The organism is Microbacterium sp. MMO-20 (assembly GCF_037147735.1).
Classification (GTDB): domain Bacteria; phylum Actinomycetota; class Actinomycetes; order Actinomycetales; family Microbacteriaceae; genus Microbacterium.
The window spans coordinates 14,352-37,379 of sequence record NZ_JBBCUU010000001.1; the positions used below are offsets into that span (position 1 = coordinate 14,352).

The following is a 23,028-nucleotide window of genomic DNA, read 5'->3' on the forward strand; positions in this document are numbered from 1 at the left end:
GGACCTCTCATGCGCTACGCCTCGCACGTCGCCGACCTCGTCGGAAACACCCCTCTCGTCCGCCTCGACCGTGTCACCGCCGGCATCGACGCCACCGTGCTCGCGAAGGTCGAGTACTTCAACCCCGGCGGCTCGGCGAAGGACCGTATCGCCTCACGCATCATCGACGCCGCCGAGCGTGACGGGCTGCTGCAACCGGGCGGCACGATCGTCGAGCCGACGAGCGGCAACACCGGCGTCGGGCTCGCGCTCGTGGCGCTCCAGCGCGGGTACCGGATGATCTTCGTCGTGCCCGACAAGTTCACGGGCGAGAAGACCGCCGTGCTGCGGGCGTACGGCGCCGAAGTCGTCGAAGTGCCGACGCACGTGCCGCCGGAGCACCCCGACTCCTACTACTCCGTGTCCGACCGGCTGGCGCGTGAGATCCCCGGCGCGTTCAAGCCGAACCAGTTCGCCAACCCGAACGGGCCGCGCGCCCATGAGGAGACGACCGGTCCCGAGATCTGGCGCGACAGCGACGGTCGCGTGACGCACCTCGTCGCCGGCATCGGCACGGGCGGCACGATCAGCGGGACGGGGCGCTTCCTCAAGCGCGCGACGGCCGGCGAGGTCACGGTCGTCGGCGCCGATCCGGAAGGGTCGATCTACTCGGGCGGCCCGATCCACGGCTACGCCGTCGAGGGCGTCGGGGAGGACTTCTTCCCCGACACATTCGACGCGTCCGTCGTCGACCGATACGAACGCGTGTCGGATGCCGAGAGCTTCGCCATGACGCGCCGCCTCGCCCGTGAGGAGGGGCTTCTCGTCGGCGGCTCCTCCGGCATGGCGGTCGTCGCGGCGCTCCGCACCGCACGGGATCTGTCGGCGGATGCCGTCGTCGTCGTCGTGCTGCCCGACCACGGACGCGGATACCTGACCAAGCTCTACGACGACGCATGGCTCGACGCCCGCGGCATCCAGCTCGACGCCGATTCCACCCTCACCGAAGGAGCACGCGCATGACCACCCCCGCCGCCCGCGGATTCGCGAGCCTCGCCGTCCACGCCGGGCAGGAGCCCGATGCCGACACCGGCGCCGTCATCCCGCCGGTCCACTTCTCGACGACATATGCCCAGGACGGCATCGGGGGCCTTCGTCAGGGGTACGAGTACGGGCGCAGCGGCAATCCGACGCGCACCGCTCTGCAGCAGCAGTTGGCAGCACTCGAAGGCGGCGCGCACGCGTTCTCCTTCGCGTCGGGACTCGCCGCTGAGGACGCCCTGCTGCGAGCGGCGCTCGCGCCCGGCGACGACGTGCTCCTCGGAAGCGACGTCTACGGCGGGACGTACCGGCTGCTCGCGCGCGTCCTCGGCCCGTGGGGTGTGAGCCTGCGCGTCGTCGACATGAGCGATGCGGATGCCGTGCGTGCGGCCGTTGCGGATCGGACGCCCCGGATCCTCTGGGTGGAGACGCCGTCCAACCCGCTCCTGCGCATCACCGACATCGCCGGCCTCGCGGAGATCGGGCGCGAAGCAGGATCGCTCGTCGTCGTGGACAACACGTTCGCGACCCCGGCGCTCCAACGGCCGCTCGCGCACGGAGCCGATGTCGTCGTCCACTCGACGACGAAGTATCTCGGCGGGCACTCGGACGTCGTCGGAGGAGCGCTCGTCTTGAACGACGATGCGCTCGCCGAGCAGATCGGCTTCCTGCAGTACGCCGTCGGCGCTGTCTCGGGCCCGCTCGACGCGTGGCTGACGACGCGGGGCATTAAGACGCTCGCCGTCCGCATGCAGCGGCACAGTGAGAACGCGGCGTCCGTCGCAGCATTCCTCGCGGGGCATGAACGCGTCGCGCGTGTTTACTACCCCGGCCTCGAAGAACACCCGGGACATGAGCTGGCCGCCCGGCAGATGTCGGCATTCGGCGGCATCGTGTCGGTCGCACTCGAGACGGGTGAGGCCGCCCGGCGGTTCGCCGAGTCGACCCGGCTCTTCACACTGGCGGAGTCTCTCGGGGGTGTCGAGTCGCTCGTGAACTACCCCGACGCGATGACCCATGCGTCTGTCCGCGGGACCGAGGCGGCCGTGCCCGTCGAGGTCGTGCGGCTATCGGTGGGGATCGAGGACGTGGACGACCTGCTCGCCGACGTCGAGCAGGCGCTCTCGGCCTGACTCGTCGCAGTACCGTGGAGCCATGAGCGACACGGGCGCGGCGGGCTGGGCGGTTCTCGGAGCCGGTGTGATCACCGGGGACTTCCTGCGCGCACTCCCGCATGCGCAGCTGGGCACGCTGCGTGCGGTCGGGGCGCGAGACGAACGACGGGCGCGCGTGTTCGCCGACGGGTTCGCGGACGTGTTCCCGGACGCTGTCGCCGGATCCTACGACGACGTCTTGGCGCGTGAGGACGTGGATGCCGTCTACATCGGAACCGTGCACACGACGCACGCTGAGCTCGCCCTCGCCGCGTTCGCCGCGGGAAAGGCCGTCCTGTGCGAGAAGCCGCTCGGCGTCGACGTCGCCGAGACCGAGCGCGTGCTCGCCGCGGCCGCGGCCGCCGGTCTTCCCCTCGTCGAGGCTTTCAAGTACCGGTTCGGACCGTTCGCCGATCTCCTGCGCACCCTCGTCTCCAGCGGCGCCGTCGGAGAGATCGTCGAGGTGGAGACTGCTCTCGGCGGGCCGGCGGACCGCGGCATCCGACGTCTGTTCGACCCCGCGCTGGCCGGCGGAGCCCTTTTGGACGTCGGGTGCTACCCCGTCTCCCTCGTCGTGGGCGTCGCGGCGTGGGCGGGACGCCTCGACGACGGCTTCTCGATCACCGCCGCAGAGGGCGTCATCGGCGAGACCGGAGTCGACGAGGACGCCCGGGCGGAAATCGATCTCGGCGGCATCCGCGCCCTCGTCTCGACGTCGGTCACGCGCGCCCTCCCGCGTACCGCGACGATTCGAGGGACGCGCGGTGAGATCGAGATCCCGAACGTTTGGGGCAGCCGCGTCTCGTCGACAGCGGAGGCGGTGCTGCGGCGGAACGGCGGTGAGGAGCGCATCTCGGTCCCGACGTCGAGCCCCATGGCAGATGAGGCGGACGCGACGATCGCAGCGCTGCGAGCCGGGCGCACCGAAGCGCCCGAGATGCCGTGGGTGCAGACCCGCGCGACTGCGCAGCTGCTCGCCGACTGGCGCGCGGCGCTCGGTTGATCAGACCCGGCGCATCGCGCCGGCCGCCGGACCGTGCAGCTGCCCGTGCAGACGTTCCATGCGGGCGTCGAGCAGAGCTGCCGAGTCCGCGGCATCCTTCAGCTCGGTGAGGAGCCCGTCGGGGACGACACCGGCGTACTTGTAGTAGATCTTGTGCTCGAGGCTCGCCCAGAAGTCCATCGCGATCGTGCGGAACTGCACTTCGACGGCGACATCGACGCGTCCCGTCGAGAGGAAGACGGGTACCTCGACGATGACGTGCAGGCTCTTGTAGCCGTTCTCCTTCGGTTCGGCGATGTAGTCCTTGACCGCGCGGACGGTGATGTCGTCCTGCGCCGTCAGAAGGTCGAAGAGACGGTAGGCATCCTTCGAGAAGCTCGTTGTGACACGGATGCCGGCGATGTCCGTGATCGCGCCGCGGATCGCGTCGAAGTTCGGCTCCACGCCCTTGCGGATGACCTTCTCGACGAGGCTGTCGGCCGTCTTCACCCGGCTCGAGACGTGCTCGATGGGGTTGTAGTCGTGCATCTGCAGGAATTCGTCGCGGAGGATGCCGAGCTTCGTCTCGACTTCGCGCAACCCGAATTGGTACTCCAGCAGGAACCGCTGGAACTCGTCGCGCATCGCGCGCAGCTGGTCGGGGGAGAAGCTCGCGACACCCTCGTCGGTGGTGACCAGGAGTCCTCGCGCATCGGTGCTCACCCGCCCGACGCTACCGCCGTCGGCTACGCGATTGCTGTGTGTCGTGTACAGCGCGTGATGCACTTCCGGCGAGTCGGCCAGGCTCCGTGGGCGGGCTGGCGATGACGCGGGCGGGGGACAATGGAGACGTGACCCCCTCGCCCTTCCTCGTGCGCCTGCGCGCGGAGACGGCGCACCTCGTCACGAGTCTCACGACATTCGGGCCGTCGACAGGCCGGCGCTGGCCCCTCGCCGTCCAGGCCGGGCTGGCGATGGCCGTGCCGATCGTCGTGCTCGCCCTCGCGGGTCGCTCCGACATCGCCCTGCTCACCGCGAGCGGCGCGTTCACGGTCATCTACGGCGGCTGGCTGCGCCCGCGCCAGCGGGCCCGGTTCGCGCCGGTCATGGCGCTCGCGCTGTTGGCGTGCGCTGCCGCGGGCGTCCTCGCGGCGGGTGGCGGCACGATCGTCGTCCTCGTCGGCGTGCTCGTGCTCACCGTCGTTGCGGCGAGCCTCGCCGGATGGTTCTCGCTGGGGCCGCCCGGCCCCGTCTTCTTCGTGCTCGTCTACGGCCTGTCCACGCAGGTCACGGCGATCCGCGACGGCGTCCGCATCGTCGATCCTGGGGTGTACCTCGGCGTCGTCGCGGCATCCTCGGCTTTCGCGTGCCTCCTCGTCGTTCTGCCACTGCTGCTGCCGCGGTACCGTCGCGAGCAGGTGCGCCCCGTGCGCACGCTCTTCCCGCGCCGCTGGGGCGGGGTCGCCCAGACACTCGCCGTCCGCGCGGCGATCGTCGCGATCGTCGGCGTCGGCGCGGCGGTGTTCATCGACCCGGAGCGCTCGTACTGGATCATCTGCGCGGGACTCGCCGTCGTCGGGATGCCGGTGGGGCGCCGTGCGGCGGCGGCACGCGGCATCCATCGCACCGTCGGAACGGTCTTCGGCGCTGTCGTATATCTCGGCCTCGCGCTGCTGGCATTGCCCGTCTGGGCGCTCGGGCTGGTGTTCGGTGCGCTGCAGGTCACCATCGAACTGACCGTGGTGCGGCACTACGCGCTCGCGCTCGTGTTCATCACCCCGCTCGTGCTGCTGCTCATCGGGGCGGCGTCAGGGGAGGGCGCGAACATCACGCTCGCGCTGGAGCGCGTCGTCGACACGATCGTGGGCGCGGCCGTCGGGACCATCGCCGCTCTCGCGGTGCGTCTGCGCGACGAGTAGCCGCGAGGTTTCCGTGTATGCATATACTCGGAAACTAGATACCCGGCGCGTTCGCCGGGCGGACGGGAGACGCGGATGTCGGTACGCCAGAGCCTCTTGGCGATCCTCGATCAGGGGCCCTGCTACGGCTATCAGCTGCGTGCCGAGTTCGACCGGCGCACCGGCGCGACGTGGCCGCTCAACGTCGGTCAGATCTACAACACGCTCGAACGCCTCGAACGCGACGGGCTCGTTGTGAAGGACGACGTCGATGAGCAGGGTCATGTGTACTGGCGGATCACGGATGCCGGCAGGGCGGAGGTCCGTGCGTGGTGGGCCGCCCCCGTCGGACGAGCCGGCGCGCGCGACGAGCTCGCGATCAAACTTGCGATCGCCGCGACGCTGCCGGGGGTGGATGCCGTCGCGGTCGTCCGCGCGCAGGAGTCGGCGTCGCGTGCCGGGCTCGACGAGCTGCGGGCGCGCCGGCATTTCGCAGACGGCTCCCAAGGCCCCGAGACCCCCGAGGGTCCCGAGACCCCCGAGACCCCCGAGGAACTCGCCGGTGCGCTCATCCTCGATGCGATGGTCTTCGCGGCCGAGGCCGAAGTGCGCTGGCTCGGCCACGTCGCCGAGCGCCTCGCCGCGAGGCCGCGTCACGCGCTCGCCCTCGAGCTCGCGACCGAGAAACCGCGGCGCGGGCGTCCACGTGCGGCGTAGCCTCGGATCATGACAGGTCATCTGATCGACCCGCACCGCCTCGACGCGCTTCTCCAGGGCAACGGCGCAGAGCGCCCGCCCGTCGTCCTCGACGTGCGCTGGCGCCTCGGTGGCCCCGACGGTCACCCCCTCTATCTCGACGGACACGTTCCCGGTGCGGTGTACGTCGCTCTCGACCGCGAACTCGCGGCGCACGGCGATCCGACCGAGGGCCGGCATCCGTTGCCCTCCGCAGCGGCATTCCAGGCATCCGTGCGGAGCTGGGGCGTCGACGACGGCGATGTCGTGGTCGTGTACGACGACGACAAGGGTTGGGCTGCCGCGCGCGCGTGGTGGATGCTCACGGATGCCGGCGTCGACGCCCGCGTGCTCGACGGCGGACTCGCCGCGTGGCGCGCCGCGGGACTTGCCCTCGAGACCGGCGAGGTCGAGCCCGAGTCGGGCGCGGTGACGCTGCGGTCGGGCACGCTGGGGCAGCTCACGACCGACGAGGCCGCCGCGCTCGCCGCTCGCCCCGACGGTGCCCTGCTCGACGCGCGCGCCGGTGAGCGCTATCGCGGAGACGTCGAGCCGCTCGATCCGCGCGCGGGACACATCCCCGGCGCGCTCAGTGCGCCCACCATGGACAATCTGAACCCCGACGGCACTCTGCGCTCACCCGCGGAGCTGCGCGCGCGATTCGAGGGGATGGGCCTCGGTGACGGCCCTGTCGGCGTCTATTGCGGTTCCGGCGTGAGCGCCGCCCAGCAAGTGCTTGCGCTCGCCGTCGCCGGCTACGATGCGGCCCTCTACCCCGGCTCGTGGAGCGCGTGGTCGAACCAGCCCGAGCGGCCGGTCGCGACAGGTCCCACGCCCTGACGTCCATAAGAATGGGGGGATGACCTCCACCCCCCGCTCCGGCACTCCGTACACCCTGCGCGCAGGCGCATACGAGGCCGAGATCGCGAGCATCGGCGCGTCGCTGCGCGCCCTGCGCTTCGCGGGACGCGACCTCGTCGTGCCGTTCGGCGTCGACGAGGTGCGGCCGGGCTACCGGGGCGCGCTCCTGGCCCCGTGGCCGAACCGCGTCGTCGACGGGCGCTACGCGTTCACGGGCGGGGAGTTCCAGCTCGCACTCACGGAGCCCAAGCGCGGGCACGCTCTGCACGGCCTCGTCACCTGGCTCGACTTCGCCGTGACCGCGCAGACGGATGCGTCCGTCACCCTCGCCGCGGTGATCGAGCCCCGAACGGCCTACCCGTGGCGCGTTCGGGTCGAGACGACGTATGCCCTCGACGAGACCGGTCTCACGCAGACCGTCCATGCGGTGAACCAGAGCGAGGATGCCGCGCCCTTCGGCACCGGCCCCCACCCCTACCTCGTCGCCGGCCCCGGAGCGCTCGACACGTGGACGCTGACGCTCCCCGCCGCCGACGTGCTCGAGGTCACGCCCGATCGTCTCTCGCCGGTGGCGCTCCGCGACGTGGCCACGTTCGACCCGGAGCGCTTCGACTGGCGTGCGTCGGATCCGTCGCGCGTGCTGGGCGCCGTCGAGATCGACCACGCCTACACGGGTCTCACGCGCACACCGGACGGATTTGCGACGGTGCGACTCGGCGACCCCTCGGGCACCGGCGTCGAGATGACATGGGATTCCACCTGCCCCTGGGTGCAGGTGCACACCGCGGATCTTCCCGGCGGCGCGGCGCAGCCGTTCCATCGCGCGGGTCTCGCCGTCGAGCCCATGACGTGCGCGCCGGATGCCTTCAACGCAGACCGCTACGACTTCGACGCCGGACTGATCGTTCTTGCGCCGGGTGCCGAGACCACCGCATCCTGGCGGATCACCGCATTCTGAGGGCGCGGCAGCGGAGCCGGGCAGCAGAAAGGCCCCGGAGTATTCTCCGAGGCCCTTTGCGAAGCGCCGGCAAAGGAGGAAAGCCGGCGCGAGACGATGTCAGTCGGCGTCCCCGCGCAGATCCGCCTTGACCTCGTTGCGCTTCTCGACAGAGTCGCGCTCGGCCTCGGCCTTCTTCACCTCGGCATCGGCTTTCACTTCGTCGAGCTTGTCGCCGATGCGGTCTTTGGCGTCCTCGAAGCCTTCTTTGATCTTGCGACCCGCCGTCTCGGCGGTCTCCTTCGCGTCGTCCAGGAATCCCATGAGGCGCTCCTTTCGTCAGAGGGGGGTGGTTCGACCCTGAGGCTACGGAACGCGACGGCTCGCTGGCAGGGGGTTGCTCACGAGTCACGAGCGTGATAGCTGACGGCGGACGGCGCGCGCCGATCCCCGACGCGCCGTGCTCCTCTCTTGCGGCGTGTCGGATGGCGATCCGCGTGCGCGCGTTGCAGGACACCCCCTAGCATGAGCGCCATGGACGTTGACAACACCTCGATGGGCGACTGGCAGAACGTCTTCGGCGGCACCGCCGGAACGATCATCGGCCTCGCGTACTACATCCTTCTCGCAATCGCGATGTGGAAGGTCTTCACGAAGGCCGGCTACCCGGGCATTCTCGCGCTCATCCCGATCGTCAACTGGTTCTTCCTCGTGAAGATCGCCGGCTACTCGGCCTGGTGGGGTCTTCTCGCCCTGATCCCGTTCGTGAACATCATCTTCGCGATCATCGTCGCCGTCCGAGTCGGTCGGGCGTTCGATCATGGAGCGGTGTTCTCCTTCTTCCTGCTGTTCCTGATCGCGCCGATCGGCTACTTCATCATCGGCTTCAGCGCCGACCGGTACAGCAAGCCCGCCTGATCGGGCCTGATCAGCGGATCGGGGTCGTGGTGTCGATGGCGTCGCGCAACGGTCGGCGCATCGCCGCCCAGTAGCGCACCGGGGCGAGGCGGGTCAGCACGTCGACCAGACCTGCCTCGCGGCCGACCATCGTGCGCGCCCGACGGCGCACTGTCGCATCGACGATCTTCTCCGCGGCATCCGCCGGCTCGGTGTGGTACATCGCGGCCTGCGCTTGCGCGGCCCGCTGCGCGATGGCGGGATCGATCGCCGCGGCGTACCGCCCGTGCAGGATGATGCCCGTCTTGACGCCGGCAGGGTAGATCGCGCCCACCGAGACGCTCGACCCCTCCAGTTCGTGCCGGAGGGCCTCGGTGAAGCCCCGCACGGCGTACTTGCTCATCGCGTAGGGGATCCGACCTGCGGGCGCCGCGAGTCCGTAGATCGAGACGAGGTGCGTGATGTGCGCCGCGGGGGAGCGGCGCAGCGCCGGCAGGAGCGCCTTCGTGATGTTGACCGTGCCCCAGAGGTTCACGTCCATCAGCCAGCGCATCTCCTCCATCGTCAGCTGATCGATGTTGCCGAGCATCGACGAGCCCGCGCACGTGACGAGCGTCTGCACGTGCGGGTGCGCTGCCGCGATCTGCGTCGCGAGAGCGGCGACCGCCGCATCGTCGCTGAGATCGATGAGATGCGTCGTATGGCCGGAGCCGGCGAGCGCGGCGGAGGTCGCGGCGAGGCCGTCGGCATTGCGATCCAGGAGCGCGATGCGCGCGCCCCGCGCGGCCAGCTGTCGCGCGACCTCGGCGCCCATGCCGCTCGCGGCGCCCGTGATGACGCTCGTCGCGCCTGAGACATCCAACCGTGGCATCCTCGCCTCTTCTCGCTTGACGCCCTCGACGGAATCCGGCAGGGGAATCCGTCGCTGTCTCGATTCTCGCCGACAGCGCCTCGTAGGATCGAGGGGAGGGGGTGCCGTGGCGAAGAAGAAGCGACAGCGCACACGCGACATCGTCGCCGAGGGGCTCTACATCGCCTCGGCCGCGACGCGTCTGAGTCTCAAGAACACGATCCTCGTGCACATCCTCGCGGAGGGTGAGGACTTCGACCTCGAGCGGTATCTGCCCGAGGCTCGCGCCGCGCTCGAGGGGCTCGCAGCCGAAGCTGAGGCGGATGCCGCACGGACGGCCACCGAACGTCGACGTGCGCGCGGGCGTCACTACGACTCGGACGGCACGCACGACTATCGCGCCCGCGACGTGCGGAACCTCCGCCGGCGAGAGAAGCAATCGCTGCACGTCGCCGAGCAGCTGCGTCTGCGTGCCGCAGACGATGCCGAGCTGCGCCTGCTCATCGCTGACGCACGGGATGCCGCGTGGGCGGAGGTCGCCAAGAACATCGATCGGACGCTCCGCATCGAGGCATCCCGCCCCGATCTCGACCCGGATTACGAGCGCATGCGGACCGCGCGCATGCAGGCGCTGCGCCTCGTCGATCTGCCGAAACTGCGCGCGCAGCGCCGCAGCGCGAAGGCGCAGCGTGCCCTGCGTGAGGCCGGCGAGGTGCCCGAGGTCGCCCCCGACGGCACGACCTCGAAGGGCGGATTCGACCCGGCAGAACTCGAGTAGGGCCTCGATTCGGCGCACGCGTCACCGTGCGCTAAGCTATTCCACGGCCCTCCGCGAGGAAGGCATGCGCCCGTAGCTCAATGGATAGAGCATCTGACTACGGATCAGAAGGTTGGGAGTTCGAGTCTCTCCGGGCGCACACTGTGTTGAGACAGTACGGCTCGGCCCGCTACGGCGGGCCTTTGTCGTCTCGCTGTCCATGCCGCGACTTGCATGACCGCGGCGACTGCCCCCTCGGGTGCTCCTGCGGATGGTGCGCGCCCGAGCTTCATGACGCGTTCTGGAGCATCGTGGCTCCCGCACCGGCCGAATGGGTGCGTCAATTTTCGGTTGACACCGAATCCGCGACCGGATCGCGGGCGGTGTGATGGCCCGTCAAGAGGTGGAAACGGCCCGCTGGCTCGGTTTCGCGCGCCGCATCATCCGCCGCGCTGGTGAGCGTGTAGCGGACTCCGACGAGTTCGAGCTAGCCGAACTCGTTTCCCTCCGGGATGACCTGGAGCAGGCGATCCGCGTGGCCGTTCAGGGCCAGCGTTCGGTGGGCCGCTCGTGGGCATACATAGGCGATGCGGTCGGTACAACACGGCAAGCTGCACAGGCTCGTTACGCGAGTCTGAAGGTCCGCTGAACGTTTCTTATGCTTGGGATTGTGAGAGCGTTCTAATGTCACCGGATTGGGATAGGGCGATAGAGGGGTTCCTAGCGGCGCAAAGGTCAGCTGGGATCGCGTCCACGTCGGTTGCCTCGCGTCGTCAGCACCTCACGCACATGGCCGTGCGGGTGAGTGTCGGCCCGTGGGAGCTAGACGGTGCTGGCCTCGTCGCGTACATGGACGCCCAGCAGTGGGCACGAGAGACGCGCCGAGGCCGCCGCAACACATTCGTGGAGTTCTACCGGTGGGGCCGCGCCGCGGGCCTCACCACGGCCGACCCTACGGCCGTGGTGGTGCGAATCTCGCCCGCTGACCCTGACCCCCAGCCGGTGCCGGATCGGGTCTACCTCGAGGCGTTGATCCGCGCCGACGCGGACGAGGCGCTATGGATTGACCTGGCGGCGGAGCATGGACTCCGCCGCGCCGAGGTGTCGGTGATTCAGGGCCGCGACATCGTGGAGACGCTTCTCGGCCACGATCTGCGGGTGCATGGCAAGGGTGGCAAGATTCGCTACGTCCCGTTGACGCGCGCGATGGCGGAGGCGTTGCTCGAGCGCGTCGAGTCGCACGGCATGGGCTACCTATTCCCCGGCGACGACCACGGCCACGTTTCGGCGCAGTGGGTCGGTAAGCGCGTCGCGCGGCTGCTGGGCGGCATCTGGACCATGCACAAGTTGCGACACCGTGCGGCCACGCGGTTCTGGATGCAGGCCGAGGGCGACCCGTATGTCGTTGCTGACCTGATGGGGTGGGCGAACCTGAACATGGTTCGGGTGTACGTCCGTCAGCCGGATGACCGCAAGCGCCGGATAGTCGAGGGTGCGAGCCGTGGCGGGGCGCGTCTGTCGGTCGCGGTAGGTTGAGCGCATGAAGTCCAACCCGTTTATGATCCCGCTTATCGGCGGCGGGGCCGTCCTGGCCCTCGTCGGCGTTCTCCTGACAGTCATGTCGCTGACAGGTGGGTATGCGTTCGCCCCGGCGTTGGTGTACGTCGGGGCGTTGTTGCTGGCCATCGGCGGGCCTGCCCTGGCGGGCGGCCTGGTCCTGGCCGGTGTGGACTGGCGGCTGACTAAGGGCCGCTGACCTCGTCGGGTGTCGCCGGGGGCCGCGTGTTCAGCAGGGCGAGCACGAGCGGCAGGTAGACCGGCACGGCCTCGAGCGGGATGACCTTGTGGTAGGTCAGGATGCCGAGGGCGGCGACGGCGACGCCGTAGACGTAGCGGCGGACGATGTACCACTTGATGTTTCGCATGACTCTCCTAGAGCTTGGTGGCGAGGGTGATGACGAGGGCCGCGACGGCGGTGACTGCGGCGACGATGGTGGGCCAGGACGGTCGCGGCGGGGGCGCGGCGTTGGCGAGCTGCGAGGCGCGGATGGAACCCATCTCACGCTCGATGGTCTTGAGCCGTTCGTCCAGGCGGGCGTACAGAATCTCGATGGGGTCTGTGGTGGTCACGTAATGCCTTTCGTGTTGATCCATCCGGCCGGGATGCGGACCGTGCGGCCTCGCTGCTCGAGCGCGGTGTAGGTGCCGGGGACGAGGGCGGGGACTCCGCCGCGGTCCCGGCGCGCGGCGCGCTCGGTGCGATAGACGCGCGTCGGGGTGGTGGTGGTGAGCGTCACTAGTACGTCACCGCGCCGTCGTAGAGCGCGCGGGCGTTCGCGGCGTCCCAGACGTAGCCGCCCTGGGCGCACAGGTCCACGACCTCGTCATCGGTGAGCTGCGCGCGCGGGATCGCGGGGACGGCGTTGAGCAGGAGCCGCCGCTCGGTGCCGAGTGTGGGCCGGATCTTGAGGCGTCGCCCGTCGTAAGTGGCGAGGTAGAAGTCCTGCGGGGCGGATACGCCGTTGAAGAGGAGCATGTCAGGCATTCCTGTCTGTGGGGGTGTGGCGGGGAAGGGGCGTGCGGTTCCTGCTGCGGCGCTCGAGCGGCCGAGGTATTCCTCCATGGAGAGCCGCTCACCGGTCGCGTGGATGATGACGTAACAGTGAAGGTGAGGGCCGGTGGTTTGGGCGCCGGTGTTGCCGCTGAGCGCGATGCGGTCGCCCTCGGAGTAGTCGCCGGGACTCATGCGCACCCAGAGGTGCTGACCGTAGAACGCGGCATCCGCTCCCCAGAGGATGACGCCGAGGCCTCCCGCGTCGGTGACGTAGGTACTGAGCCGCCCAGCGAACGGCGCGTAGACGGGCGTGCCCACGTTGCATCCGTAGTCCGTGGCGGGGCCGACGCCGTATTCGGCGTGTGAGGCGCGGTCGCCCGTGATGTTGATGGGCGGGTCAATCGGTCGGCGCATCGAGAGATGCTCCTATCGCGTCGAGGTGCGTCTCGATGGCGTCGAGGCGCGTGTGGGCGGACTGGATGGCGGGGAGCAGGGCAAGGGCGAGGAGGTCGTAGCGCACGCCCTGCGGGGTGTCGCCGTCCTCGCCGTAGTCCACGAGCCAGGTGAGGCCGAGGGCCTCGAGGTCCTCGGCGATGAGGCCGTGTTGGATGGTCCCGTCGCCCTCGATGTAGCGGAACGTCACCACGTCCATGGCGAGGACTGCTTGCACGTCGATGGGCGCGCTTGCGATGTCCTGCTTGTAGCGGCGGCTGGACGACACCCAGCCGAGGAGGCCGGTGGAGCCGAGGTAGGCGACGCGGTAGGAACCGGTGAGTCCTCGGTTGTAAGAGGTGGCGTTGAGGATGCCCTCGGCCACGTTCGCCGCCACGCTGTTGGCGGTGGTGGCGGTGTTGCTGATGCCGGTGAGTTGGGTTTGGAGCGCGTTGCTGATGCCGGTGAGTTGGGTTTGGAGCGCGTCGGCGTAGGAACCAGAGCCGTCCGAGGTGAGGATGTCTCCGATGCGGTGCGTGTGGGTGGTCGGCGCTGCGCCGAGAGCGCCGCGCGCGGCGGCGGCGGTCGTCTGTCCGGTGCCGCCCTTCGCGATGGGCATGATTGCGCTGGTGCGTTGCGCGATGAGGTCGCGCGTCTCGTTGATGTAATCGTCGATGGCGGGCGCGCTGTTGGGGGTGTTGCCGTTGACGAGAGTCATGCCCGCCGCGAGGGCGTCGTCTCCGATTGCCACGGGTGCCTCCTAAAGGTTGTTGATGGTGCCGGTCAGGGCGTTGATGGTGCCGGTCAGGGCGTTGATGGATCGCGCACCGATTTCTACGGTGCGGGCGCTGATGGTCATGCGGTCGGTAGTGAAGTCGAATGTCACGGACTGGGTGTTCGCGGCCTGAAGCGGTGCGCCCTCGAGCAGGATCGAGGCGGGCTGTTCCGCGCGGGCGGTCCAGTCGCTCACCGTTTCCACGGTGACCTCGCGGCCGACGCCCTGCGCGCGGCGCACTGCGTACTCGGAGCGCCCGGGGCCGGGGTAGGCGGCATCCACGTCTACGAGGGTGAGGCGGGTGTACGGGGTGGTGAGGGCGTAGGCGTCCACGCGCTCTTGGGGGATGCCATCGAGGTCTACCCACTTGTAGCGGGTGACGCGGGCGTCGTACCAGAATCCGGCCCCGCGGCTGATCTTCTCGTCGGCGTCGATCACGTTGACCGCGTGGCGGAGGGTGAGCGCACCGGGGGCCTGGTAGAGCTCGCCGCGGAGTGTCCACTTTCGCTGTTCGTCGCACACGAGCCGGAGGCCGTTGGCCTGGATGAGTGAGTGGAGGAACGCCATGGCGGTCTGGCCTGCCCGCCAGATGAGCGCGTCGGGGCTGCGCTCAAGCACGGGCGTTCGGGTGGATGCGCTCGCGTGAGCGGTGCCCGCCCAGCCGTACGTGTAGGTGGCAGATGCCACGGTGGAGCCGTTGAACGCGGGGATGAGTTCGTTGCCCTCGTAGAACATGGCGTCGTCCACGTACCCGATTTGGCCGGCCGCGGTGGAGCCGGTGACCCGCCAGAACGTTTCCGCTTTGGACGCGCCCGGAGGCGCGGTCGCGATGACGTAGGGCCGCGCCGCCCAGTCGGTGGAGGTCATCGGCACCCACGCGCCTTCCACGTCGGGGCCTACCGGCATGTTGGCGGCATTGAGCCACCGGATGCCCGCGCGGATGCTGCGCGCCGGGGATGCCTGGTACTGCTGCGCGTGCGCGGCGAGTACATAGGATTTGCCGGGGGTGACGTTCGGGCCGCTGTTGAGCGCGTGCGGCATGACGGCGAGCAGGCCCGCCGCGGACGAGTTGAAGCCGCATGAGGTGGTGCCGGTCCGACCCACGGACGCATGGAAGAGGGAACAGTTGCCGCCGTTCGTCCACGGTGCGAGGGCGGTTTCCACGGTGGGGTTGGCGAGGAGGTTGGTTACCGCCCAGTACGCCGTGACGTTGGCGTCGTTGGCGGGGGATGCCTCGAGCGTCGCGCCGGGGATGGCTTTGTTGAGCACGTACCCGACGACGGCGCGGAGTGATGCCTCGTACTGGCGTGGGGTGCGGTCGTCCTCGAGCGGCGCGTAGTCATCGAGGAGGCCCTCGTCGGAAGCGAGCGTGAGCGACACGAGCGCGCCCAGATGGGTGATGCCGAGGTCGCGCACATGCAGATTGAAGGTGCGAGGGATGCCAGCGGATGCCGTGACGACGACACGCGGGACGATGCTGTTGCGGGGGTCGAGAGCGGCGAGGGTCGCGGCGGACGGCCGCGCGATGACGAGGGCACCTTTGACGTGCGGAGCGCTGGCCGCGTCGAGGGTGATAGACCCGCCAGAGTCGGACCGCACGGACAGGGGCGTCGTGCCGATAGATGCGGCGTAAGTGTGGATGGCGGTGGTCACGGGCTGACCTCCGCCCAGCCGAACGAGACAACCCAGGCGTTGCGGGTGGCGTCCTCGAGAGCGCGGGCGAGTCGCCCGCCTTCGGGGAGAACGAACGCCATTTGCGCGGTGGTGCGGTCGGCGGATACGAGCGTGAACGTGGACGCGGTGGAGAGGATCGTTTCGGCGGCGGCGCTGTCGGCCTCGGCGGTGGGCGCGGAGAATCCGAGTTCGAGGCGTCCCGTGCGGAGGCCAGCGGGGCGGAGTGTGGCATCCGGTGCGGGGCGTCCGAGGATCGGGTGCACGACGGTGCGTGTTTCTCGCGAGGACTCGTAGCCGAGGATGATGGTGGGCGCGATCACGGACGCGCCGGAGGTGATGATGTCAGCCATGTTCGGTCAATCCCATGCGGTCTGAGCGGCCTTGTAGGTCGCGATGCCGACCTTCTGCGGTACGCGGTACGCGCGGACCTCGGAGTCGTCCACGCGGAAACGGACGGTTTGCTCGAGCGGCGGAGGGTTGCGGGCCTGGTCGAAGAACTCACGCACCCGGTCGCCCGCCTCCTTGGCGGATTTCGCGGCGTCGTCGTCGGCTGCCTTTTTGCGGCGCATGGCGTCGGCCAGGTCGTCGGCTGCCTGCTGTCCGAGTTGGAAGCCGTCCACGGTGGATGTCATCGTGTCGCGGAGTTTGATGAGGGTGTCGTAATCGACGTTGCTCGAGGCGTTGTTGATGCCGTCGAGAGCCTGTTGAGCGGTGACGCCCGCGGCGTCGAAGTCGCCCGCCATCGCGAGGGCTGCTTGGCCCACGGTGATGTGGAGGAGATCGGCCAGCATGTCGGCCTGCTTGCGCGTCTCGTCGGTGCCGAGGATGTCGCGCGCGCGGGCTTTGACGGCCTCGGCGTCGAGGGCGCTGCCGAGGTCGAGGAAGTCTTGGACGATGCCGTCTTTGATTTCCTTGGAGCGGTCTGCGGCCTCCTGAAGTGCGGAGGTGATCGCGCCGATGCCGAGGGCGGCGATGCCGCCCGCGAGGCCGATGCCGGGGAGTGACCCGGCGATGCCGCCGAGGGTTCCCTGGGCAAGGTCCGCGATAGACGACATTGAGCCGTCAAAAGACGAGGTGACCTCGGAGAAGTTCGAGAGCGCTTCGGCCTTGAACTCGGTGACCGATTCGGAGGCCTTGCCCATTCCCTTTTTGGCGCTGTCGCCCACGTCGGAGACGGCGCGGTCGGCCTTCTTCGCGTCTTGCACCATGTCGCGGAAGGTGCGTTCGACTTTGTCGCCCGCCTGGTCGATGTCGCGCGCGGCATCCTTCCCCGCGTCTCCGATGCGCTCGAGGGCGTTCTCGGGGCGCTGCGCGTTGCGGGCAAGGTCATCGAGAGAATCGGCTACCTTCTCGAGCGCCTCGCCCACGTCCTTGACGCCGGACACGGCGGACCGCGTATTCGCGGCGATGTCGAGGGTCAGACCGGCCATTACTCTTGCTTTCCTTCGAGGGCGGTGGCGATGGTGCGGACGGTGGTTTGCACCCATAGGGATGCGAGGCGGGGGACCATGGAGCGGGAGGCGGGGCGGAATACCCAGCCGGTGCGGGTGCGGCCCTTGAGGTTGGAGGGCATCGGCTCGGTGACCTTGTGGGCTGTTCCGCCCTTGGTGCGTCGTGTGCTGGTGGTGCGTCGGGACTTGTCGACTCCCCATTCCGCGGCCGGGTAGTTCGTCTTGGGGTTGAACCCGCCTGAGAGCGGGCGACCTTTGGAGGCTGACTGCATCCGCACGTTGCGATCGGTGACCGTGACGACGGACGTGTCCACAAGTGCCCGCCGCTCGAGGCTGGTTGTGGCGTTGGCCTCGAGCGCTTTGCGGAACTCCGGCGCGGCCATCGCTTTGGTGAATTGCCGGATCATCTTGCGGATGGGCTTGTCCACGTTGGCGATGGCCAGGATGGTGGCCTGAAGTTCGCGGGACTTGCGAACGTCGAGCACGGGTCAGGCGACGGTGCGGACGGGCTGGCCCTGGCAGGGGAACGTGGCGTCGAACGTGGCCACGGCGTCCACGTCGCCGCCGATCTTGGTGGCGAGGATCAGCACGTCGATGCTGTACGTGGGAACGGTGGTGCCCTTCTTGGGCTTGAGCGTCACGGTCTTGACGGTGCCCGCGTTGGCCTGCGTGTACTGCGACAGGCTCGAGGCGGTGGCGTGGTCCTGCGCGCCGGACACGTTCATCGCCCAGACGGGCGTTCCGGCGAGGGGGATGTTGGCGGCGGGGGTCATGCCGCGCCAGACGGTCGTGGGCGTCGTCGGCACGAGTTCCACTTTGGAGACGGATGCCTCGTAGTTGTCGGCGGCGATCTTGAGGTCGATGTCGTTGAGGACGATGGGGACGATGGCGATGGCTGCCATGGCGGCTACTCCTTGGGCGCGAGGACGGTGGTGGGGATGTCGTAGGCGAGGCGCTCGGTGCCGTATGCGACGGCGTCGGCGTCCTCGTGCATGAACGTGCGGTCGAGGTAGGCGAGGACGGCGGGGACGAGGGTGTCGAGTTCCGCCGCGCCTTTCTCGGGGTCGGTGTGGCGGGTGATGACGGTGAGGAGCATCCCCACGGCCCAGTGGGAGTTGGGGGCGGCGGGTGCCTTCCCGATGGACTTCTGGCGGATCAGGAGTGTCGGCTCGGTGATCGTGCCAACGTTGCGCTCGGTGGACACCACGCGGAGGCTCTTGAGGACGGGGTGGGTTCGCCAGGCGTTGCGGAGGGTGGTGGCGAGGTCGGCGCGGATGCTCACAGGATCACTCCCACGCCTGACTGGGGGCGGAGCAACTGCTTGATCTGCCAGTCGAGGGGGTGCGCGACGAGGCCGAATGATCCGCCGTCGAGGTCGCCACCGGGGGCGGCGAGGGCCGCGTTGTAGATGTTCGCGGCCTGCATCGCCTGGGCGAGCCGGTACTCGTCGGGGACCGCCCCGCCCTCGGGGAGCGCGGGAGCGAACGCGATGCATGCGGCTTTGGCGGCGGTGAGGTAGACGGTGAGCGTCGGGTCGTCGGGCATCGAGGGCCAGACGACGGCGAGGAGTTCAACGTCGGACTCGTCGGCGGGGTTGAGCCAGGGCATCGTGTTCGCTCCCGTTCTCGGTCAGGCCGGGGTGACGGACCGGATGGCGGCGGCGTTGTTGGTGAGCGTGGCCCAGTAGCCGAACACGGCCACGTCCTCCGCGCCGTTGCCGGGGACGAGTCCGTCCACGCGGATCGGCGTTTCGCCCAGTTCGTAGAACGTGAGCGCCTCCTTGGCCGCGACGACGACTTTGCCGGAGGTCGCGGCGGGCCGGATGGTGAAGCCGGGGCCGGTGCCCTGTTCGAAGCCGAAGCCGGTTTCGAGGTAGGCGAGGATGTCGTCCTTCGGTGTGAGGAGGATGTCGCGCCAGAGGGCCGGGTCCACGAGGGCGTAGGACGGGCTGTTCTCGGTGGCGATGACGCCGAGGGCACCGTCCACGATGGCGGCGAGGCCCTTGGCGATGCCCGCGGGGACCGCGCCGGGGGCCGTGACGGTCGCGGCGGCGAGGACAGCGGTCACGGCCTTCTGGTCCGTCTTGCGCTTGTAGTCCTCGGTCTGCAAGTTGAGGTAGGAGGCGATGACGGACTGGTCGTTGAAGTCGCGGAATCGGCGGTCGAGGCGGTGGCCACCGGCGAGGCGGGATGCGTTGATGGTGACGGGTCGCGTGTCCACGGCGTTGCTCGGGACTTCGGCCGCGTTGCCCGTGTAGTCGCCCACGGTCGGCTCCTTGCCGTCGTCCCACTGCCAGCCGTACATCGACCACGAGGTCAGCGTCTCCTGCTGCATGAGTGGCACGTAACGGCGGTTGTAGGGGGCGCGCTTCCAGAGTTCGCCCAGGTAGCCGCGCTGCGCGGTGTCGTCTCCGATGGTGACCGTGGTGGGGCCGGACTGCTGGACCTGGGCGAGGGCGAACAGTTCGCCCGCGTCGGAGTAGTTGCGGAGCGCGTCGTCGTCGTTGCGGGCGATGGCGGAGAACAGGCCGTTGAGGGAGCGGTTGGGGGCGGGGGCGGGCTGGCCGGGGACGATGGTGGTGGCGGTCATGAGGGCGGTTTCCTTCTCCTGGGGTTCGGCCTCGTCGGCCTCGGTTGCGGTGGTGGTGGATTCCACGACGGTGGTGGTGGTGGTCGTGGTGCCGTCGTCGTCGGTGATGGTGGCGGTGTCGCGGACGCGCTGCCAGGTGACGCCGTGTTCGTCGGTGTACCGGCTCTCGTCGTGTTCGCTCGTTTCGGCGGAGAACAGGGCGGCGGACGCGAACGCGCCTTCGGTGGCGATGGATGCCCCGGTGATCGCCCCGGCGACGGCATCGCGACCCTTTCGGATCAGGCCCTTGATTTCGGCGGACAGGCGGAGCGGCTTGCCGTCCTCCTTGGCCTTCGCCGCTCGAGCCAGGAGTGCGTCACCGTCAGGGGTGCGCGCGACGGAGAATTTGGCGGTGACGCCCGCGGTCGTGGTGGTGAACTCCACACCACGGCCGCGAGGTTCGAAACGGTCGTGGTCGTTGTCGTAGAGGGTGGCGACGGACGGGTCCGCGGGGAGCGTGAGGGCGGATGCGGCGGTGAACATGACCGGTTCGGCGGTGATGCTCGGGCGGCTGAGTTCGTTGAACGGGATCAGGAGGCCTTCGATGGTGCGGGCCTCGGTGTCCACGGCGAACAGGTGGTTGGTCATGCGGTGGCCTCCTGGGGTGCGGGCGCGGCATCCCGTGGGGAACCGGCCCCGTATGGGTCGTTGGGGGTGGCGGTGAGGTTGGAGCGGTTGAACCGGATGACCTTGCCGTCGCCCGCCACGTCGGCCTCGGAGAGGCGCGCCTCGAACGGGGTGAGCCAGTATTCGAGGTCATCCACGAGCGCGTTTCGGTCGCCCTCCTGCGTGACGTAGGTGAGGGACGAGGTGGCGGTGGAGCCGTCGAGGTAGGAGACCGGGAGATTCATGTGGTTAGCGATGTCGATGCGCGCGGCGTTGCGGCCCTCGTTGAAGAGGTCCGCTTTGGCTTCGCCCATCGCCCGTACGTTGAACTTCGCGGAGACGAAACCCACGGCCCCGTTGGGTGCGGTTCGTGCGGCTGCGAACGTGTTGACCACGTTCTTGGCCTCGGCTTCGGTGGCCCCGTTGAGTTCCTTCTCTTCGATGACGATGAGGGGGATGGGGTTGCGGACGCGGCCGACCCAGGCGCGTTCCATGTGCCGCCATCCGCGGATGGAGTCCTGGGCGGATTCGAGGAGGCCATCGTCGGGACCGGCGAACAGGATGACGGTGGTGGGGTCGGTGACGGGCACCCAGACGAGGCCGGTGGCCTCGGTGCCGTACGCGATGGCGACACCTGTGGGTGAGGCCTGGTCGAACTTCCACCGGCTGCGCTCGATGTAGTCGGCATCCGTGATCGCGCCGTCAGCGCGGGTGATGGACCAGAGCGCCCAGCCGGTGAATAGCACGTCATCGAGAGCGGACGCGAACCGATACCACGGGGTGGTGGCGACGCTCTCGGTTCGGGTGAGCCACTCGGGCTGCGTCGTGTCGGCCACGAACTCGCCGTCGATGACCTTGCCGAGTTCCATGGGGAGGTCAGCGAGGCGACCGATGATGACGGCGCGGCCCCGCTTGATGGGCGCGACGCGCATGGCGACGGCGCGCGTCACGATGTCGGCGTCGTCGGTGCCCGCGATGTCCTTGTGCACGAGCGCCTGAAGGTGCGACGTGGGCACGGACCACGGGAACATGAATCCGGGGAGCAGGGCCGAGACGGCGTTTGTGAGGCGTGACATCGGTGAGAACGTTAGGCGTGGGTTTGTAGGATTCGCAACGAGGTTGTGGATAACTGTTGTCAGTTAGCTACAACGATGGCGGAGAATGGCGCGGCCGGGGCGGCGGTCGGGAGGGCGTGTACGGCGGCGGCTGCGGCCTCGAGCGGCGTGATTTCCTGGGTCGGGTCGGAGTCGTCGGGTACGCCGAGGAGGCGCATCTTGCCGGGGCGGTACACGGCGAGGGCGGCGGCGGCGTCGAGTTCGGCTTGTGCCCAGTGGTCGATGGTGCCGTGTTCGATGCCGTTGAGGAGTGCCGCGGTGGCGACGGACTTATCGGCCATGGTCATGGCGTTGACGCGGGGGCGGGGGCGGGCGATGCGTTGGAGGCGTTCCACGATGGCGCGCTCTTGCGGGGCGTTGTCGTAGGTGACGGGGAGCCGGTAGGTGCGGGCGAGGTCGCGGAGGGTGTACTCGAGGCGTGCGTTGCCCTGCTGGTGGTGCACGATCTTGACGGCCATGCGGGGCGGCGCGTCGTCGCCCTCGAGCGCGTTGGCGGCGGCGACGAGGTCGCCGGGTGCGGCGTCGAGGAGCCACGCGACGGCGATGGATGCCCACGCGCCGCCAGGGTGCACGGCGAATGCGAGAGACATGGGCGTGATGCCGGTGGGGACGGCGGCGTCGAGGCGTGTGCGTTCCCAGGCGGTGAGCGAGACGGCGGTGTCGTTGCCTGCTGCGCGGCCGAAGTGCCCGCAATACTCGAGGCCGAATCGGGCGGGGCCGAGGAGGTGGTAGTTGCGCTTGATCTGTTCGAGCGTGGTGAGGCCGTCGAGGCCGGGGTGTATTGCGTCGATGAGGGGGCCGATGCTGTCCCAGGAGGCGAGGGCGTCGTCGTTGAAGTCGTCGGGTACGCCGTAGCGGATGCGGCCCGCGTCGGGGTCGTGGAGCGCGGCCCAGAAGTGGGAGCCTTCGCGGTAGTGGCCACCGGTCCCGGCGTAGACGAGTTGCGCGCCGTCGCCGCGGGTGTCGAACGAGGGGACGACGGCCCCGACGATGTCATCCCACATGTCTGGTTCGGCCTCGCCGCCCTCGTCCATGACGAGGATGTCGTACGCGCCGGAGCGCACGTCGTCACCGTTGGGCGAGAGGATCGCGAGTTTGGAGCCGTTCGCGAACTCGAGGCCCATGGAGCCGTTCGACTCGTTGACCTTGAGGGGGCGGTCGCGCTTGTCGCGCCACTTGCGCAAGATGGGATCGCGCACGTCGAGTTTGAACCGCTCGTTGGCCTTCTTCGCCGTCGTGAGCATGGTGTACCCGGCCATGTAGACGGGGCGCATCCAGCACCGGCCGATGAGGACACACCAGACGCTCGTGGTCTTGGCGGATCGGCGCGGCTCGAGGATCGCGTTGACAAACCGTTCCGCTGCGAGCACGTCGGCGGTGTGGAGCATCTGGGGTTGGAGGTTGCCCAGGAGCGATCCGCCGAGGCGGGGCGGGACGAGTTTGTCGAGCGCCCATGCGCCAACCAGGAACTCGGCGCGGGACTGGTGAGTCGAGCGGATCGGGGACACGTCGAGCGGGGATCGGCCGGAGTCGCGGAGCGCGTTCCAGGCGTGGGCGATGCCGAACGAGTCCATGGCGAGGAGAGGGTGGGCGGCGACCTCGTCGGGGAGGGGTGCGTCGTCCCAGTCGGTCGGGGCCAATGGGTCGTGTTCGGTCATGTTGATGTCCTGATCAGGGGGGGGATTTTGCTGCCGGTGGCGGT

29 protein-coding genes and 1 tRNA gene are annotated in these 23,028 nt (G+C 69.2%); 12 read left to right on the plus strand and 18 right to left on the minus strand.

All coding sequences use genetic code 11. The annotated features are described in order from the left end of the window. The first annotated feature begins 9 nt into the window (after positions 1-9). Genes WFI52_RS00085 through WFI52_RS00095 form a run of 3 tightly spaced genes read left to right on the plus strand, consistent with a single transcriptional unit; the run spans position 10 to position 3,177 of the window. A complete protein-coding gene (locus WFI52_RS00085) occupies positions 10-1,002 on the plus strand; it encodes a PLP-dependent cysteine synthase family protein (RefSeq protein WP_336625607.1) in 993 nt (330 codons plus the stop codon). Next, positions 999-2,153 (plus strand): cystathionine gamma-synthase, encoded by a 1,155-nt coding sequence (locus WFI52_RS00090; protein ID WP_336625606.1) that lies wholly within the window; start codon positions 999-1,001, stop codon positions 2,151-2,153. Before WFI52_RS00085 ends, WFI52_RS00090 begins: the two co-directional genes overlap by 4 nt. A gap of 22 nt (positions 2,154-2,175) precedes the next feature. Continuing rightward, complete coding sequence (locus tag WFI52_RS00095; RefSeq protein ID WP_336625605.1) at positions 2,176-3,177, plus strand: Gfo/Idh/MocA family protein; 1,002 nt, start codon at positions 2,176-2,178, stop codon at positions 3,175-3,177. On the opposite strand, the gene WFI52_RS00100 is transcribed toward WFI52_RS00095, so the two are convergent. Further along, positions 3,178-3,801: a GTP pyrophosphokinase gene (locus WFI52_RS00100; RefSeq protein ID WP_336625651.1), complete on the minus strand. Its 624-nt coding sequence runs from the start codon at positions 3,799-3,801 to the stop codon at positions 3,178-3,180. Between the two features lie 206 nt (positions 3,802-4,007). On the opposite strand from WFI52_RS00100, the gene WFI52_RS00105 reads away from it, so the two are divergent. The 4 genes from WFI52_RS00105 (at position 4,008) to WFI52_RS00120 (ending at position 7,608) form a co-directional block, all read left to right on the plus strand. Beyond that, the gene (locus WFI52_RS00105; protein ID WP_336625604.1) at positions 4,008-5,075 is read left to right on the plus strand and encodes an FUSC family protein; all 1,068 of its coding nucleotides are present in this window, start codon (positions 4,008-4,010) and stop codon (positions 5,073-5,075) included. 75 nt (positions 5,076-5,150) lie between these two features. Beyond that, on the plus strand, positions 5,151-5,771 hold the full coding sequence (locus WFI52_RS00110) for a PadR family transcriptional regulator (RefSeq protein WP_336625603.1): 621 nt from the start codon (positions 5,151-5,153) through the stop codon (positions 5,769-5,771). Positions 5,772-5,780: 9 nt separating this feature from the next. Beyond that, positions 5,781-6,629 (plus strand): sulfurtransferase, encoded by an 849-nt coding sequence (locus WFI52_RS00115; RefSeq protein ID WP_336625602.1) that lies wholly within the window; start codon positions 5,781-5,783, stop codon positions 6,627-6,629. A 19-nt stretch (positions 6,630-6,648) separates the two neighbouring features. Then, positions 6,649-7,608: an aldose 1-epimerase family protein gene (locus WFI52_RS00120; protein WP_336625601.1), complete on the plus strand. Its 960-nt coding sequence runs from the start codon at positions 6,649-6,651 to the stop codon at positions 7,606-7,608. 99 nt (positions 7,609-7,707) lie between these two features. Here WFI52_RS00120 and WFI52_RS00125 read toward each other — a convergent pair whose 3' ends face one another. Continuing rightward, positions 7,708-7,911 carry a hypothetical protein gene (locus WFI52_RS00125; RefSeq protein ID WP_336625600.1) on the minus strand — a complete coding sequence of 68 codons (204 nt, stop codon included), beginning with the start codon at positions 7,909-7,911 and terminating at the stop codon, positions 7,708-7,710. Positions 7,912-8,121: 210 nt separating this feature from the next. On the opposite strand from WFI52_RS00125, the gene WFI52_RS00130 reads away from it, so the two are divergent. Further along, entirely contained in the window at positions 8,122-8,505 is a 384-nt protein-coding gene (locus WFI52_RS00130) for a DUF5684 domain-containing protein (RefSeq protein WP_336625599.1), read from the plus strand. A 10-nt stretch (positions 8,506-8,515) separates the two neighbouring features. On the opposite strand, the gene WFI52_RS00135 is transcribed toward WFI52_RS00130, so the two are convergent. Continuing rightward, on the minus strand, positions 8,516-9,355 hold the full coding sequence (locus WFI52_RS00135) for an SDR family NAD(P)-dependent oxidoreductase (protein ID WP_336625598.1): 840 nt from the start codon (positions 9,353-9,355) through the stop codon (positions 8,516-8,518). 106 nt (positions 9,356-9,461) lie between these two features. Here WFI52_RS00135 and WFI52_RS00140 point away from each other — a divergent pair, with 106 nt between their 5' ends. From WFI52_RS00140 to WFI52_RS00155, 4 genes are all read left to right on the plus strand, one after another. Further along, positions 9,462-10,112, plus strand: coding sequence for an asparagine synthase (locus WFI52_RS00140; protein ID WP_336625597.1), 651 nt, complete (start codon positions 9,462-9,464; stop codon positions 10,110-10,112). A gap of 66 nt (positions 10,113-10,178) precedes the next feature. Further along, positions 10,179-10,251: transfer RNA gene (locus WFI52_RS00145), tRNA-Arg, on the plus strand. 689 nt (positions 10,252-10,940) lie between these two features. After that, on the plus strand, positions 10,941-11,627 hold the full coding sequence (locus WFI52_RS00150; RefSeq protein ID WP_336625595.1) for a tyrosine-type recombinase/integrase: 687 nt from the start codon (positions 10,941-10,943) through the stop codon (positions 11,625-11,627). 4 nt (positions 11,628-11,631) lie between these two features. Further along, complete coding sequence (locus tag WFI52_RS00155) at positions 11,632-11,847, plus strand: hypothetical protein (protein ID WP_336625594.1); 216 nt, start codon at positions 11,632-11,634, stop codon at positions 11,845-11,847. Here the strand turns inward: WFI52_RS00155 and WFI52_RS00160 are convergent. From WFI52_RS00160 to WFI52_RS00230, 15 genes are read right to left on the minus strand one after another with little or no spacing between them, the layout of a single operon-like run. After that, a complete protein-coding gene (locus WFI52_RS00160; protein WP_336625593.1) occupies positions 11,834-12,016 on the minus strand; it encodes a hypothetical protein in 183 nt (60 codons plus the stop codon). The genes WFI52_RS00155 and WFI52_RS00160 overlap by 14 nt on opposite strands. Positions 12,017-12,023: 7 nt before the next feature. Then, positions 12,024-12,221, minus strand: a complete 198-nt coding sequence (locus tag WFI52_RS00165) for a hypothetical protein (RefSeq protein ID WP_336625592.1) — start codon at positions 12,219-12,221, stop codon at positions 12,024-12,026. Next, entirely contained in the window at positions 12,218-12,388 is a 171-nt protein-coding gene (locus tag WFI52_RS00170) for a hypothetical protein (RefSeq protein WP_336625591.1), read from the minus strand. Before WFI52_RS00170 ends, WFI52_RS00165 begins: the two co-directional genes overlap by 4 nt. Then, the gene (locus WFI52_RS00175) at positions 12,388-13,059 is read right to left on the minus strand and encodes a M23 family metallopeptidase (protein ID WP_336625590.1); all 672 of its coding nucleotides are present in this window, start codon (positions 13,057-13,059) and stop codon (positions 12,388-12,390) included. Before WFI52_RS00175 ends, WFI52_RS00170 begins: the two co-directional genes overlap by 1 nt. After that, positions 13,043-13,828: a tail fiber domain-containing protein gene (locus WFI52_RS00180; RefSeq protein WP_336625589.1), complete on the minus strand. Its 786-nt coding sequence runs from the start codon at positions 13,826-13,828 to the stop codon at positions 13,043-13,045. Before WFI52_RS00180 ends, WFI52_RS00175 begins: the two co-directional genes overlap by 17 nt. A gap of 9 nt (positions 13,829-13,837) precedes the next feature. Then, positions 13,838-15,505 carry a hypothetical protein gene (locus WFI52_RS00185; protein WP_336625588.1) on the minus strand — a complete coding sequence of 556 codons (1,668 nt, stop codon included), beginning with the start codon at positions 15,503-15,505 and terminating at the stop codon, positions 13,838-13,840. Next, positions 15,502-15,876 (minus strand): hypothetical protein, encoded by a 375-nt coding sequence (locus WFI52_RS00190; protein WP_336625587.1) that lies wholly within the window; start codon positions 15,874-15,876, stop codon positions 15,502-15,504. The genes WFI52_RS00185 and WFI52_RS00190 overlap by 4 nt, the downstream gene beginning before the upstream one ends. Positions 15,877-15,882: 6 nt before the next feature. Beyond that, complete coding sequence (locus tag WFI52_RS00195; RefSeq protein ID WP_336625586.1) at positions 15,883-16,956, minus strand: hypothetical protein; 1,074 nt, start codon at positions 16,954-16,956, stop codon at positions 15,883-15,885. Next, the gene (locus WFI52_RS00200) at positions 16,956-17,462 is read right to left on the minus strand and encodes a hypothetical protein (RefSeq protein WP_336625585.1); all 507 of its coding nucleotides are present in this window, start codon (positions 17,460-17,462) and stop codon (positions 16,956-16,958) included. The genes WFI52_RS00195 and WFI52_RS00200 overlap by 1 nt, the downstream gene beginning before the upstream one ends. A gap of 3 nt (positions 17,463-17,465) precedes the next feature. Then, positions 17,466-17,879: a hypothetical protein gene (locus tag WFI52_RS00205; RefSeq protein ID WP_336625584.1), complete on the minus strand. Its 414-nt coding sequence runs from the start codon at positions 17,877-17,879 to the stop codon at positions 17,466-17,468. Positions 17,880-17,884: 5 nt separating this feature from the next. Next, on the minus strand, positions 17,885-18,259 hold the full coding sequence (locus WFI52_RS00210; RefSeq protein ID WP_336625583.1) for a hypothetical protein: 375 nt from the start codon (positions 18,257-18,259) through the stop codon (positions 17,885-17,887). Then, positions 18,256-18,585: a hypothetical protein gene (locus WFI52_RS00215; protein WP_336625582.1), complete on the minus strand. Its 330-nt coding sequence runs from the start codon at positions 18,583-18,585 to the stop codon at positions 18,256-18,258. The genes WFI52_RS00210 and WFI52_RS00215 overlap by 4 nt, the downstream gene beginning before the upstream one ends. A gap of 21 nt (positions 18,586-18,606) precedes the next feature. Next, positions 18,607-20,193 (minus strand): phage major capsid protein, encoded by a 1,587-nt coding sequence (locus WFI52_RS00220; protein WP_336625581.1) that lies wholly within the window; start codon positions 20,191-20,193, stop codon positions 18,607-18,609. Beyond that, positions 20,190-21,287 carry a hypothetical protein gene (locus WFI52_RS00225; RefSeq protein WP_336625580.1) on the minus strand — a complete coding sequence of 366 codons (1,098 nt, stop codon included), beginning with the start codon at positions 21,285-21,287 and terminating at the stop codon, positions 20,190-20,192. The genes WFI52_RS00220 and WFI52_RS00225 overlap by 4 nt, the downstream gene beginning before the upstream one ends. Before the next feature lie 59 nt (positions 21,288-21,346). Beyond that, the gene (locus WFI52_RS00230) at positions 21,347-22,984 is read right to left on the minus strand and encodes a hypothetical protein (protein ID WP_336625579.1); all 1,638 of its coding nucleotides are present in this window, start codon (positions 22,982-22,984) and stop codon (positions 21,347-21,349) included. Between the last annotated feature and the right edge of the window lie 44 nt (positions 22,985-23,028).

What these genes read in the sequence shown, in the direction of transcription:
- WFI52_RS00195 (WP_336625586.1), bottom strand. Translation starts at nt 16,956, where the DNA reads ATGGCCGGTCTGACCCTCGACATCGCCGCGAATACGCGGTCCGCCGTG.
- WFI52_RS00155 (WP_336625594.1), top strand. Translation starts at nt 11,632, where the DNA reads ATGAAGTCCAACCCGTTTATGATCCCGCTTATCGGCGGCGGGGCCGTC.
- WFI52_RS00225 (WP_336625580.1), bottom strand. Translation starts at nt 21,287, where the DNA reads ATGTCACGCCTCACAAACGCCGTCTCGGCCCTGCTCCCCGGATTCATG.
- WFI52_RS00220 (WP_336625581.1), bottom strand. Translation starts at nt 20,193, where the DNA reads ATGACCAACCACCTGTTCGCCGTGGACACCGAGGCCCGCACCATCGAA.
- WFI52_RS00120 (WP_336625601.1), top strand. Translation starts at nt 6,649, where the DNA reads ATGACCTCCACCCCCCGCTCCGGCACTCCGTACACCCTGCGCGCAGGC.
- WFI52_RS00230 (WP_336625579.1), bottom strand. Translation starts at nt 22,984, where the DNA reads ATGACCGAACACGACCCATTGGCCCCGACCGACTGGGACGACGCACCC.
- WFI52_RS00150 (WP_336625595.1), top strand. Translation starts at nt 10,941, where the DNA reads ATGGACGCCCAGCAGTGGGCACGAGAGACGCGCCGAGGCCGCCGCAAC.
- WFI52_RS00215 (WP_336625582.1), bottom strand. Translation starts at nt 18,585, where the DNA reads ATGCCCTGGCTCAACCCCGCCGACGAGTCCGACGTTGAACTCCTCGCC.
- WFI52_RS00085 (WP_336625607.1), top strand. Translation starts at nt 10, where the DNA reads ATGCGCTACGCCTCGCACGTCGCCGACCTCGTCGGAAACACCCCTCTC.
- WFI52_RS00130 (WP_336625599.1), top strand. Translation starts at nt 8,122, where the DNA reads ATGGACGTTGACAACACCTCGATGGGCGACTGGCAGAACGTCTTCGGC.
- WFI52_RS00175 (WP_336625590.1), bottom strand. Translation starts at nt 13,059, where the DNA reads ATGCGCCGACCGATTGACCCGCCCATCAACATCACGGGCGACCGCGCC.
- WFI52_RS00160 (WP_336625593.1), bottom strand. Translation starts at nt 12,016, where the DNA reads ATGCGAAACATCAAGTGGTACATCGTCCGCCGCTACGTCTACGGCGTC.
- WFI52_RS00110 (WP_336625603.1), top strand. Translation starts at nt 5,151, where the DNA reads ATGTCGGTACGCCAGAGCCTCTTGGCGATCCTCGATCAGGGGCCCTGC.
- WFI52_RS00090 (WP_336625606.1), top strand. Translation starts at nt 999, where the DNA reads ATGACCACCCCCGCCGCCCGCGGATTCGCGAGCCTCGCCGTCCACGCC.
- WFI52_RS00125 (WP_336625600.1), bottom strand. Translation starts at nt 7,911, where the DNA reads ATGGGATTCCTGGACGACGCGAAGGAGACCGCCGAGACGGCGGGTCGC.
- WFI52_RS00135 (WP_336625598.1), bottom strand. Translation starts at nt 9,355, where the DNA reads ATGCCACGGTTGGATGTCTCAGGCGCGACGAGCGTCATCACGGGCGCC.
- WFI52_RS00205 (WP_336625584.1), bottom strand. Translation starts at nt 17,879, where the DNA reads ATGGCAGCCATCGCCATCGTCCCCATCGTCCTCAACGACATCGACCTC.
- WFI52_RS00100 (WP_336625651.1), bottom strand. Translation starts at nt 3,801, where the DNA reads ATGCGCGACGAGTTCCAGCGGTTCCTGCTGGAGTACCAATTCGGGTTG.
- WFI52_RS00095 (WP_336625605.1), top strand. Translation starts at nt 2,176, where the DNA reads ATGAGCGACACGGGCGCGGCGGGCTGGGCGGTTCTCGGAGCCGGTGTG.
- WFI52_RS00190 (WP_336625587.1), bottom strand. Translation starts at nt 15,876, where the DNA reads ATGGCTGACATCATCACCTCCGGCGCGTCCGTGATCGCGCCCACCATC.
- WFI52_RS00115 (WP_336625602.1), top strand. Translation starts at nt 5,781, where the DNA reads ATGACAGGTCATCTGATCGACCCGCACCGCCTCGACGCGCTTCTCCAG.